Below are 11,691 nucleotides of genomic sequence, written 5' to 3'. Positions count from 1 at the left end.
CGGCTGCCATCGATGCTCTCCCTGCGGTCGTCCGGTGAGCCTCCGCACTGCTCGCGGGGCACGTCCGGCCCACCAGCCTGGCCGGGCCGGGCGCGTCCGTCAGCGCTGATGCGGAATCTTCGATGTGCCGCTCCGGGACAGGCCACGCGTGGCTGATTCGAATTCTTCGTACCGGTCTGGTGAACGTCGGTTCACCCCGGCTACGTTCGCCGAGGCGTGTGAGTGATGCGCCGAATTCCAAGAGGAATTGCCGGTACGAACGGGGAACTTCCGTACCGGCCCTGGTGATCGAACTCGTCCATTCCATGCGCGGCTCGTTCGGGCCGGCGTCATCATCACGAGGGAGCAGGATCGATATGACGACCTCTGCGGAGAGCACGTCCGAGAAAATCAAGGAAATCGTCTGCGACATTCTCGAGCTCGAGGAGGACGAGGTCACCGAGAGCAGTCTGTTCAAGGAGGACCACGGCGCCGACTCGCTGCGCGCGATCGAGATCCTCGCCGCCCTGGAGAAGCACTTCCACGTCGTCATCGACCAGGCCGAACTGGGCCGCATGGTCAACCTCAAGGGCGTGGAAGAGGTCGTCGCGGAAGCCGCCGGCAAGTAGTCACGACCGAGCGGTACCGCCGCGGCACCGCCGATCGAAACCGGACGGAGAGACCATGCGTGCAACTGCAACCAGCAACGGGTCGGCACCACCAGCGCATCGCGTGGTCCTGACCGGCTTCGGAGTCTTCTCGAGCATCGGTGTGGGCGCGGTCGAGTTCGCCGAGGGGCTGCGGGCCGGGCTCAGCGGCGCCAAGCCGATCACCAGGTTCGCGACCGAGGGTTTCGCCCACGCCAACGGCTGCGAACTGGTCGGCTTCGAGCCGCGTCAGTGGATCCGCAATCTGGACGTCGACGAACTCGGCCCCGCCACCCGCTTCTCGGTGGCAGCGGCCAGGATGGCCGTCGCCCACGCCGGACTGAGCGAGGAGGTCCTGCGCGGACAGCGCGGACTGATCTCCATCGGGTCCACCGACGGGGAATCGCACGACCTCGACCGTCTGGTCGAGACCGAGATCGAGCACGGCCCCGAGAAGATGGACCCGCAGGTGGTCCGGCGTGTCCCGGCGAGCCGGCTGGCCACGGCCGTCGCGCACGAACTGGGCCTGGAGGACGTCGAGGCGGTCACCATCCCGACCGCCTGCGCCGCGGGCAACTACGCCATCGGCTACGGCTTCGACGCGGTGCGCACCGGCGAGGTGGAGTTCGCGCTGTGCGGCGGCGCGGACGCGATGTGCCGCAAGACCTTCGCCGGTTTCTACCGGCTGGGCACGATCGCCCCGGACTGCTGCCGGCCGTTCGACAAGGACCGCAAGGGCATCCTGACCGGTGAGGGCGCCGGCGTACTGGTCCTGGAGAGCCTGGAGTCGGCGCTGCGCCGCGGTGCCACCATCCACGCCGAGGTCCTGGGCTACGGGCTCAACTGCGATGCCGACCACCCGGTCGCGCCCAACCAGGGCAGCATCGCCCGCTGCATGGAACTGGCCCTGAACAACGCCGGGGTGAAGCCGTCCGAGGTCGATCTGATCTCCGCGCACGGGACCGGCACCAAGGCGAACGACGTCACCGAGAGCCGCGCGGTCCGCGACGTCTACGGCGAGGCGCCGCCGCGCACCGTCTCGCTGAAGTCGATGCTCGGCCACACCATGGGCGCCGCCAGCGCGCTCGCCGCGATCGCCTGCGCCCTGGCCGTGGAGGGCGGGTTCATCCCGCCGACCATCAACCACCGGGAGACCGACCCCGAGTGCGAGGTGGACTGCGTGCCCAACCACGCCGTCGACGCCGATCTGAGGATCGTGCAGAACAACGGGATGGCCTTCGGCGGCAACAACGCCGTCGTGATCCTCGCCAAGTACGAGGAGCAGGCCTCATGAGCCGGCCCGTCGTCGGAATCGGCGCGGTCGCGAGCATCGGGCGCGACCCGTCCGAGCTGTTCGAGAGCCTGTGCGCCGGGCGGAGCGGGCTGGCCGCGCTGCGCGGCTTCGACCGGTCGAAGTTCAAGGCGGGACACCTCTTCGAGATCGACGACCGGCCCGCGCCGGGCGTGGACGTGCCGGGCCGGGCGACCGCGTTCCTGCTCGACGTGGTCGGTCAGGCGGCCCGTGACGCCGGTCTCGGTGAGGACCTCCGCGACGTGCCGATCCTGGTCGGCACCGGGCTGCGGGAGCTGCGGTCCCTGGAGCTGTGGTGGCGTGACGGCGCCGAGTTCTCCCCCAAGCTCTCGGCTCCGCTCGGGCAGGGGGGACCCCCATCCGGGCGGATGCACTTCGGCACCGCCCTGCGGGAACGCTTCGGCGCGGTCGACACGCACACCTTCTCCAACGCCTGCTCCGCCTCGCTGTACGCGCTGGCGCTCGCCGTCGACCAGTTGGACTCCGGCGCGGTGGAGCACGTGATCGTGGCGGGCACCGACTCGATCACCGAGAGCATGTTCGGGCTGACCGACGCCTTCCAGCTGGAGCCGCCCGGCCGGCTCAGACCCTTCGACGTCGACCGCAAGGGCACCATCCTCGGCGAGGGCGCGGGCGCGATCGTGCTGGCCCGCGAGCCGGACGGTCACCGCCGGATCCACGGCCGGGTGCGCTCGGTCGGCGTGAACTGCGACGCCCACCACACCACCGCGCCCCTCCAGGCCGGGGTCGCCGCCGCGATCAGGCAGGCGCACCGGCGGGCCGGGGTGAAACCGGAGAACGTGGACCTGGTCATGCTGCACGGCACCGGTACCCCGCTCAACGACGAGGTGGAGGTACGGGCGCTGCGCGAGGTGTTCGGCGAGCACGAGCGGGTGCCGCTGGTGACCGCCGTCAAGTCGATGACCGGGCACACCGCGGGCTCGGCCGGGGTGCTGAGCCTCATCACGGCCCTACGGGCCATGTCGACCGGGCGGATCCCGCCGGTGACCGAACTCGACGAACCGACCGAGGACGTGAGCGCGTTGCGGCTGGTGCACACCACCGAGGCCACCGGTCGCGTCGAGGTGGCGCAGGTCAACGGCTTCGGTTTCGGCGGGCTGAACGCGGTGGCCATTCTGGAGGCGGCCCGGTGAACGAGTTCCCGAGGATCGTGGTCAGCGGTGTGGGTCCGGCGCTGCCCGGGGTGGCCGGCCCCGAGGATCTGGTGGCCGGGCCGGCCTTCCCCGCGGAGCCGGTGGATCCGGCCGCCCTGCTCGGCAAGAAGGGCCTGAAGTACAAGGACCGCGCCACCCGGCTCGGACTGTGCGCGGCCTTCGCCGGACTGTGCGACGCCGGGCTGCGGGACGCGGACGGCCCGTCGGTCGACGGCGGCGGTGTAGGTGTCGTGGTGGCGTCCAACTACGGCAACGCCGACACCATTTGCCGGGTGGTCACGACCATCGCGGCCGAGACGACCCGTGGCACCAGTCCCATGGACAGCCCCAACGCCTCCAGCAACATCGTCGCCTCCGAGATCGCCATCCGCTTCAAGCTGAGCGGCCCCAACCTGACCGTCTGCAACGGCGACTCCTCCGGGCTCGACGCGCTGCGCTGGGCCGCCGGCCTGCTGGGTTCCGGACGGGCCGAGCAGGTGCTGGTCGTCGGGGTCGAGCCGGACAACGAGGTGGTGCGCAAGCTGGTCGGCGCCGACCGGATCGTGGACGGCGCCGTCGCGGTGGTCCTGGAGCGCGCCGAGACCGCGCGGGCGCGCGGGGTGCGGCCGAGGGCCCGTCTGGGCGGATTCGTACGCACCGGCGGGGTCGAGGAGTGCGTCGGGCGGCTCGACGCGCTCGGCGGCGGCACCCCGGCCGGCTGGTACCCGCCGGAGACCGCCGGCGGCACCGAACCGCCCGCGAAGCTGCTGGCCGGGGTTCCCCGGCACCGGATGCCCGACGGCTGGGGCGCGCTCTCCGGCGCGCTGGGCCTGGCGCAGTGCGCCGCCGCCACCGGCCGGTTCGACGCGGGCGAGCCCGGCCCCCTCTACGCGCTGGCCGGCCGCGGGGACGACGGTGTCGCCGGACTCCTCCTGCTCGCCCCCGGAGACGCCCGGTGAGCCACGACCGGCCGCAGCCGCCGGACCCGGCAGGCGACTCCGCGTGCACGGTGCACCGCAAACGGCCGACCGGCGGTACCCGTGCCCTCCTGCTGCACGGACTGGCCAACAGTTCCTCAGTATGGGACGCGTTGGCCGCGAGGGAAGCCGGCGGCCTGGACCTGTGGGCCGCCGAACTCCCCTGGGGCGGCGGGCGGTCACCGGCCTGGGCCTACGGCCCGCACGCCTCCCGCGCGGTCGCGGACGCGCTCGGGCAGGTGCCCGGCGGCGCCGGCATCGTGGTGGCCCACTCCTTCTCCACCGTGCTGTTGCTTGAGCTGCTCGGCGAGGAACTCGCCCGGGGCGGCGACCCGTTCGCTCGCCACGGCATCGAGGGCCTGGTACTGGTGTCGCCGTTCTACCGCCGTGATCCGGAGAGTTTCGAGTACGGCGTCGTCGGCGACATGCTGGAGAACTTCCGCCGCACCATGGACGAGGGCATCCGGGTGGTGGCAGGACCCCGGCTCGACCCCTCGCTGCGCCGCGACATGGCGCAGCGGGTCTGCGAACAGGTCGGCCCGTACGGCTATCTGAGCTTCTTCCGCAGCTATCTGCACACGCCCTGGCTGCGCACCGACCTGATCACGGTGCCCTCGCTGGTGATCGGCGGGGAGGAGGACTTCACCGCCGTCCCCGCCGAGAGCAGGGCGCTCGCCGCCGATCTCCCCGACGCCCGCTGCCGGTTCGTCCCCGGGGCCGGCCACTTCCCGATGGTGGAGCAGGCGGACGCCTTCTCCGCGGCCCTCGGTGAGTTCCTCGACGCGATCGGGTGCCCCGCGCCCGCTGCCGTCGACCAACCCGCTTGACAGAACAGGAGCCTGATCAGCATGACGTCCCCGATCAGCAGTGCCCCCGAGCCGACCGAGCAGTCGTTGAACGACTTCTTCGACGTCACCGGCCACTTCTCGCTGCGTCCGTCCTACGAGGGCGGCAACATCAGCACGACCATCGGCTTCAAGCACGTGCACTACCTGCTCGAGGCCGCCGTGCTCGAGCACTTCCGCGCCGCCGGCCTGGGCGCCACGGCCCTCTACGTCGAGTACGGCGCCGGCTTCGACGTGGTCTCCGTGGACACCCGGCTGCACACGGTGCTCACCCTGGACGACACGGTCGCCGTCGAGGTCAGGCCGGTCACCAAGGACTCCGACACCCGGCTGCGTTTCGCGCTCACCGGGACCGTGGAGCGGGACGGCGCGCCGCGCAAGGCGGTGACCAGCAAGGTCGAGGTCTCCCTCCGGGCCATGGAGCACGTGCCGGACCCGAAGCCGCTGCCCGAGCGCCTGACGCGCTTCGTGGTGCCGCGGCTGGGGCAGGCGACGCCGAAGCCGCTCGCCGCCGTCCCGGTGGACAACATCGACCTGTCCGCGCAGCGCGGTGTCACCACGCGCTCCGGCGACCCGGTCCTTGCCGAGATCATCGGCGACGACAACGCGTTCGGCTGGAAGTGGCGAGTGCCGTACTTCTACTGCCACTTCACCAGCCACATGCAGATGTCCGGCTTCCTGCGGCAGATGGAGGAGGTGCTGCACCTGTTCGTCGCCGACCGGGGCATCGCCATCCAGCGCCTGCTGGACGAGCGCAGCTGGATCCCGGTGGTGACCAAGTGCGACATCGAACTCACCGACGAGGTGCGGATCGAGGACGAGCTGTACACCGTCTTCACCGTCGAGGACATCTTCAAGGCCGTCCTGTTCACCGCCCGGATGGACTGCTACGTGGTGCGCGACGGCGCGCTGGTGCCGGTCGGCACCGGACACATCACCCACGGCTATGTCACCAAGGAGTCGCCGGAGCGCGACTGGTCCCTGGTCACCTTCGACGACGAGGTGCTGGCCGCGCTCGGCGGCAAGACCCCCGCCGCCGGCTGACCCGACCTGTCGGAAGGAGCTGTCGCCATGAGCAGCGACACCAGGGGCGCCGCCCGCAGACCGGTGATCACCGCCTGGTCGGCCGTGTCCCCGTTCGGGATGGGGCGTGCGGCGTTCGTCGAGGGGATGCACAAGGGCGGTGAGACCGCCGTCCGGATCGACCGCGAGCAGTGGCAGGTGCCCGACGAGCGGGCCAGGCTGGTGCCCGGGTTCAGCCCGCGCGCGGCGCTGGGCCGCAAGGGCACCCGGTCGATGGACCGGGTGACGGGGCTCGCGGTCAGCGCCGTCGGTGCGCTTCTCGACGACGCCGAGCGCAATCGCGAGGTCGCCACCGGCGACCGGGGGGCCGTCGTGCTCGGCACCACCACCGGCAGCGCGCAGAGCATGATGGACTTCACCCGTGACTCGCTGACCGGTGAGCAGCCGTACTTCGTCGACCCGGCGCAGATGCCCAACACGGTGATGAACTGCGCGGCCGGCCAGTGTGCGATCCGGCACCGGATCAAGGGTCCGAACGCCACCATCGCCGGCGGCCGGCTGGCCGGGCTGCTCGCGCTGAACTACGCGCGCAGACTGCTCGGCGCGGGCCGGGCCGAGGCGGTGCTGTGCGGCTCCGCGGAGGAGTACTCCAACGAGCGGTCCTGGCTGGAGTGGCACACCCGGACCGACGAGGAGAGGCCGTCGCTGCTCGGCGAGGGCGCCGGCATGCTGCTCCTCGAACCCGAGGAGTCCGTCGCCTCCGAACACGTGCTGGCCGAGGTGCTCGCCGTGGAGAGCGGCGTGTTCGCCGAGGGCCGGCTGCCGATGGTGCTCGGCTCCTGTCTGCGCCGCGCCATGGACCGCGCCGGGGTGGAACCGTCGCAGGTGTGGGCGGCCGTGCCGTGCGGCGCCGGCGACGCGCTCGGCGCCCGCGAACGCGCCGTGCTGGCTGAGGCGTTCGGCCCCGCAGCGCTCGAACAGGTGCCGAACACCGAGCTGTTCGGGGACGCGTCGGCGGCCTCGGTGAGCCTGCAGATCGCCTCCGTGCTCGCGGTCGCCGAGCGGACGCCCGGTACCGCCGGGCGGGTCGCGGTGGTCACCGCGGTGGAACGCGACGGCGGAACCGGCTGCGCCCTGCTGCGGCTGCGCTGAGCACCGGTACGGCCCGGAACCTACCGGGCCGTACCGGGAAACGAAACGAACGGAGGAGAGCGGAAGTCATGACGGCACAGCCCTTCGAGAAGCTGGACAAGGAAGAACTGCGGCGGACCCTGGCCGATGTGATCGACGTCGACGCCACCGACATAGAGGAGGCCACCGACTTCGTGGAGGAGTTGCAGGTCGACTCGCTGCTGCTGCTGGAACTGGTCGTGGTGCTGGAGAAGAAGTACCAGGTCAAGTTCACCGAACAGGAGATGCGGACGGCCCGCACCTTCAGCCAGGCGCGCGCGCTGCTGGAGCGCAAGCTGGCGGTGTCGGCGTGACCATCTCCCCACCGGCGGCGCCCGCCGAGCCGGTCGCCCGGGGCTCCTACGAGCCGGTCGTCCCGAGGTCCTACGCCCCGAAACCCTCCCCCGTGGATGCCGGGATCGAGGTGACGTCGGTGGCCCGGTCCGCGCCGGACGCCGGAGGCGGCGGAGTGCTCAGCGCGGTGGCCACCGTCGCGATCGACGGGACGGAGCCGGTCTTCGCCGGCCACTACCCCGACTTCCCGATCTTCCCCGGTGTCTGCATCGTCGAGTGCGTCCAGCGCGCCGCGCTCGCGGTGGCCGAGCGGTCCGGGATGCCCGAACCCCGGCTGCTCGCGGTGGAGTCCACCCGTTTCCTCGGTGCCGTACGCCCCGGCGATCTGCTCACGGTGCGCCTGGAGCTGCGCGACCACGAGGGCGCCGTACGCTGCCGGGCCACGGCGAGAACCGAGCGCGGCGAGGCCGCGTCGGTACGGCTGCGGCTGTCCGGCGAGGTCGCCGTATGAACACCGTCCAGGTCGAACGCCTGCTTCCGCACCGGTTCCCCATGCTCCTCGTCGACCGGGTCGTCGACCTGGTTCCGGGCGAGAGCGTCACCGCGACGAAGGCGATCACCCGCAACGAGCAGTGCTACCGCGGCGTGGGCTCGCTCAACGCCGGCGTCTGCCTCCAGTACCCGCCGACGCTCCTGATCGAGTCCTGGGGCCAGACCGCCGGCATCCTGGCGACCTGGCGCTCCCCCGGCGACCAGGGAGAAGCGCACGAGACCGACCGGGTGATGCTGCTCGGCGGGCTCTCCGGGGTCGTGTTCCACCGGCCGGTGCTGCCGGGGGACGTGCTCCTGCACCGGGCCCGGCTCTCCCGCGCCCTGTCCGACACCGCGATTTTCGAGGGCGAGACCTCGTGCGACGGCGAGGTGGTGATGTCGGTCGAGCGGATGGTGATGGCGTTCCGCCCGTCCGGCCGGCTGCTGCCGTCCGCCGGTTGAGCCGACGTACAGCCGGCATACGGCCGACGTACGACCGACCTACGACCGACCTACGACCGACAAGGAGGAACGCCCGATGGCACAGGACACCAAGCCGGTCGCGCTGGTCAGCGGTGGCTCGCGCGGCATCGGCCGGGCCGTGGTGAAGCGGCTGGCCGCCGACGGCCACGACGTCAGCTTCTGCTACCAGTCCAACGACGACGCCGCGACCGCCCTGGAGAAGGAGCTCACCGAGTTCGACGTCCGGGTGCTGGCCAGGAAGGTCGACGTGGCCCAGCCCGATTCGGTGCGCGCGTGGGTGGCCGAGACCCAGGAGGCCCTGGGCACGGTGGACGTCGCGGTCACCGCCGCGGGCATCACCCGGGACAACCCGCTGCTGATGATGTCCGACGAGCAGTGGAAGGACGTGCTCGCGGTCAACCTCGACGGCACGTACCACGTCTGCCGCTCGGTCGTGTTCGAGATGATGAAGCGCCGCTCCGGCTCACTGGTGCTGCTCTCCTCGGTGGCCGGCGTCCACGGCCATGCCACCCAGTCCAACTACGCGGCGACCAAGGCCGGGATCATCGGCTTCGCCAAGTCGCTGGCCAAGGAGGTCGGCCGCTACGGCATCCGGTCCAACGTGGTCGCCCCCGGCTTCATCGAGACCGACATGACGGCGGTGCTGAGCGACAAGGTCCGCGAACAGATGCTGGCCTCGATCCCCCTGAACCGTTTCGGCGGGGCCGACGAGGTCGCCGACCTGGTGTCCTTCCTGGCCTCCGAGCGCGCCGGCTACATCACCGGTTCCGTCTTCCAGGTCGACGGCGGCATCACCATCTGAGCCCACCCCCGATTTCCCCACCGAAGGACGCCGCCATGGCCAAGAAGCCGCCCCGCTGGTACTTCTCCCTGCGCAGCCCGTACTCCTGGTTCGCCCACCACGACCTGAAGAAGCACCATCCCGACGTCCTGGACAGTGTGCGGTGGATCCCGTTCTGGGAGCCGGACGCGCGCAGCCAGGAACTGCTCGCGCGGGCCGGGGCCGAACTGCCGCTGGTGCCTATGGCGCGGGAGAAGAACTTCTACATCCTCCAGGACGCCCGGCGGCTGGCCGAGGACCGCGGGCTCGACGTCACCTGGCCGATCGACCGGGAACCGGTCTGGGAGGTGGCGCACCTGGCCTATCTGGTGGCCGAGGACGCCGGGAGGGGCAAGGAGTTCGTCGACCGGGTCTATCGCGCCCGCTGGCAGGAGTCGCAGAACATCTCCGACCCCGCCGTGATCGGCTCGATCGCCGAGGAACTGGGCCTGGACGCGGACAGGGCCGCCGGCGCGGCCGACGATCCGCAGCTGCGTGCCCGGGGTGTGGACATCCTGGCCGCGTCGGCGAGGGACGGCCTGTTCGGGGTGCCGTTCTTCGTCCACGGCCACGACAGGTTCTGGGGCGTCGACCGGGTGGCCGCCTTCGTCGCCGCGCTGCGCGGTGTCCCGCGCTCCGCCGTCGCCGTGCCGGACGCGGAGGCGGCCGCGCTGCCGCGGATGGCCGCGGCCGGCGCGGACGCCGGTCACGCCGGCGGCTGCGGCTGAACCGCCTCCACCGAGACGATTCCGAGGGGGACGCGATGAGCGACGCGCACCGGCTCGCGGACGACTGGGACGCGATCGTGGTCGGCAGCGGCATGGGCGGACTGACCTGCGCCGCGTACCTGGCGGTGGCCGGTCACCGGGTGCTGGTGCTCGAACAGGCCGGGGTGCTGGGCGGCAACAGCCATGTGTTCCGCCGCCGTTCGGCCTACGAGTTCGACGCCGGGGTGCACTACATCGGCGACTGCGGGCCCGACGGGGTACTGCCGTCGATCCTGCGGGGACTGGGCCTGGGCGACCGCGTCACGTTCCGGGAGATGGACCCGGACGGATTCGACGAGGTGGTCCTGCCGGGGCTCAGGATGTCCGTGCCCGTCGGCTGGGACCGCTATCTCGACCGGCTCGTCGAGGTGCTGCCGGCGGACAAGGACGGGCTGCGCGAGTTCGTGGCCGTGTGCTCGGCGGTCGGCGCCGAGATGCGCTGGACGCTGCTGTCCGCGGCCGGGGCCGAACCGGCCGAGGTGCTGCGCCGCACGCCGACCGCGGTGGCCTGGGGCCGCCGGACGCTGCACGAACTCTTCGAGCACTGCGGCCTGTCCGCCGCCGCGCGCACCGTGCTGGCCGCGCAGGCGCTCAACTACGGGATCGGACCCGAGGAGGTCACGGTCGGCATGCACGCGAGCGTGACCGACCACTATCTGCGGGGTGCCGCCTATCCGGTCGGCGGCGGCCAGATGCTGGCGGCGTCGCTGACCGAGGCGATCACCGGGCACGGCGGCACGGTCAGGACCGGGCACCGGGTGGAACGGGTGCTGGTCGAGCAGGGCCGCGCGTGCGGTGTCGTGCTGGACGGCGGGCGGGAACTGCGCGCTCCGGTCGTGGTGTCCAACGCCGACTATGTGCGCACCGTCAGGGAGTTGGCCGGCGAGGAGCACTTCCCCGCGTCCATCGGGAAGCGGGCCCGGACCGCCGTGACGGGCTTCCCCCTGGTGGTGCTCTACGTGGGCCTCGACCGGGAACTGCCGGGCAGGACCGGGGCGAACCTGTGGTGGCACGGGAACGCCGACGTCGAGGAGGCGTTCCGCCGGCTGGCCGGGGGGCACTTCGACGCGCCGCCGTCGGTGTTCATCTCGTTCGCCTCGCTCAAGGACCCGGACACCGCGGCCGTCCGGCCGCCCGGACACGCCAACTTCCAGGTGATGGCGCTGTGTCCGCGATCGCTGGAGGCGTGGGGCGCGGCGGCCGCGTCCGAGAACGGCGGGCCGTACCGCCGCGACCCGGCCTATCTGGCGGAGAAGGAGAGGGTCACCGAGGCGATGCTGGCCACCGCGGAACGCGCGCTCGGCCCCTTCCGCCGGTACGTGACCCATCTGGAGCTGGCCACCCCGGCCACACAGCGCCGCTACACCCGGTCGACCGGCGGTTCGCCCTTCGGGCTGGCCCGCTGGGGCGGCACGGGCGCCAGGCCGGACACCCGGACCAGCGTGACCGGCCTGTACGTGGTGGGGCAGAGCACCCGCTACGGCAGCGGGATCACCGGCGCCGCCGTCAGCGGCATCGCTTGCGCCGGGCAGATCCTCGGCCGCCCGCTCCTGCCTGAGGTGCACGCGGGCACGGTGCTGGGAGACCAGGGCCGGCTGCCCGCACGCGGTCCGGACTGGGACCCGCTGCACCTGTGCGGGGGCCGGGCCCGCCGCGGAACCCACCCCCGCTGAACCGGTGTTCCCGGCC

General features: G+C 71.9%; 13 protein-coding genes. All 13 read left to right on the top strand.

What is annotated here, in order from left to right; genetic code table 11:
- Nucleotides 1-356 precede the first annotated feature (356 nt).
- The 13 genes from OIE49_RS31505 (at nt 357) to OIE49_RS31445 (ending at nt 11,675) form a co-directional block, all read left to right on the top strand.
- On the top strand, nt 357-608 hold the full coding sequence (locus OIE49_RS31505; RefSeq protein WP_100570041.1) for an acyl carrier protein: 252 nt from the start codon (nt 357-359) through the stop codon (nt 606-608).
- A 55-nt stretch (nt 609-663) separates the two neighbouring features.
- Entirely contained in the window at nt 664-1,920 is a 1,257-nt protein-coding gene (locus tag OIE49_RS31500; protein ID WP_326805259.1) for a beta-ketoacyl-[acyl-carrier-protein] synthase family protein, read from the top strand.
- Nucleotides 1,917-3,092, top strand: coding sequence for a beta-ketoacyl synthase N-terminal-like domain-containing protein (locus OIE49_RS31495; protein ID WP_326805258.1), 1,176 nt, complete (start codon nt 1,917-1,919; stop codon nt 3,090-3,092). The genes OIE49_RS31500 and OIE49_RS31495 overlap by 4 nt, the downstream gene beginning before the upstream one ends.
- Nucleotides 3,089-4,051 (top strand): beta-ketoacyl synthase N-terminal-like domain-containing protein, encoded by a 963-nt coding sequence (locus tag OIE49_RS31490; protein WP_326805257.1) that lies wholly within the window; start codon nt 3,089-3,091, stop codon nt 4,049-4,051. Before OIE49_RS31495 ends, OIE49_RS31490 begins: the two co-directional genes overlap by 4 nt.
- The gene (locus tag OIE49_RS31485; protein ID WP_326805256.1) at nt 4,048-4,896 is read left to right on the top strand and encodes an alpha/beta fold hydrolase; all 849 of its coding nucleotides are present in this window, start codon (nt 4,048-4,050) and stop codon (nt 4,894-4,896) included. The genes OIE49_RS31490 and OIE49_RS31485 overlap by 4 nt, the downstream gene beginning before the upstream one ends.
- Before the next feature lie 21 nt (nt 4,897-4,917).
- On the top strand, nt 4,918-5,958 hold the full coding sequence (locus tag OIE49_RS31480; RefSeq protein WP_326805255.1) for a thioesterase family protein: 1,041 nt from the start codon (nt 4,918-4,920) through the stop codon (nt 5,956-5,958).
- A 27-nt stretch (nt 5,959-5,985) separates the two neighbouring features.
- Nucleotides 5,986-7,089 carry a beta-ketoacyl synthase N-terminal-like domain-containing protein gene (locus tag OIE49_RS31475; RefSeq protein WP_326805254.1) on the top strand — a complete coding sequence of 368 codons (1,104 nt, stop codon included), beginning with the start codon at nt 5,986-5,988 and terminating at the stop codon, nt 7,087-7,089.
- Between the two features lie 68 nt (nt 7,090-7,157).
- Nucleotides 7,158-7,421: an acyl carrier protein gene (locus OIE49_RS31470; protein ID WP_100570035.1), complete on the top strand. Its 264-nt coding sequence runs from the start codon at nt 7,158-7,160 to the stop codon at nt 7,419-7,421.
- A complete protein-coding gene (locus OIE49_RS31465; protein ID WP_326805253.1) occupies nt 7,418-7,912 on the top strand; it encodes a 3-hydroxyacyl-ACP dehydratase FabZ family protein in 495 nt (164 codons plus the stop codon). Before OIE49_RS31470 ends, OIE49_RS31465 begins: the two co-directional genes overlap by 4 nt.
- Entirely contained in the window at nt 7,909-8,394 is a 486-nt protein-coding gene (locus OIE49_RS31460; protein WP_326805252.1) for a 3-hydroxyacyl-ACP dehydratase FabZ family protein, read from the top strand. Before OIE49_RS31465 ends, OIE49_RS31460 begins: the two co-directional genes overlap by 4 nt.
- A 76-nt stretch (nt 8,395-8,470) precedes the next feature.
- Nucleotides 8,471-9,217, top strand: coding sequence for a 3-oxoacyl-[acyl-carrier-protein] reductase (gene fabG / locus OIE49_RS31455; RefSeq protein WP_326805251.1), 747 nt, complete (start codon nt 8,471-8,473; stop codon nt 9,215-9,217).
- Nucleotides 9,218-9,252: 35 nt separating this feature from the next.
- Entirely contained in the window at nt 9,253-9,963 is a 711-nt protein-coding gene (locus OIE49_RS31450; RefSeq protein WP_326805250.1) for a 2-hydroxychromene-2-carboxylate isomerase, read from the top strand.
- 35 nt (nt 9,964-9,998) lie between these two features.
- Nucleotides 9,999-11,675, top strand: a complete 1,677-nt coding sequence (locus OIE49_RS31445) for a phytoene desaturase family protein (RefSeq protein ID WP_326805249.1) — start codon at nt 9,999-10,001, stop codon at nt 11,673-11,675.
- The last annotated feature ends 16 nt before the right edge of the window (nt 11,676-11,691 follow it).

Source organism: Streptomyces sp. NBC_01788, assembly GCF_035917575.1.
GTDB lineage: Bacteria > Actinomycetota > Actinomycetes > Streptomycetales > Streptomycetaceae > Streptomyces.
Note: the sequence above shows the minus strand (reverse complement) of the source record. Positions and strands in the feature narration are given on the sequence as shown.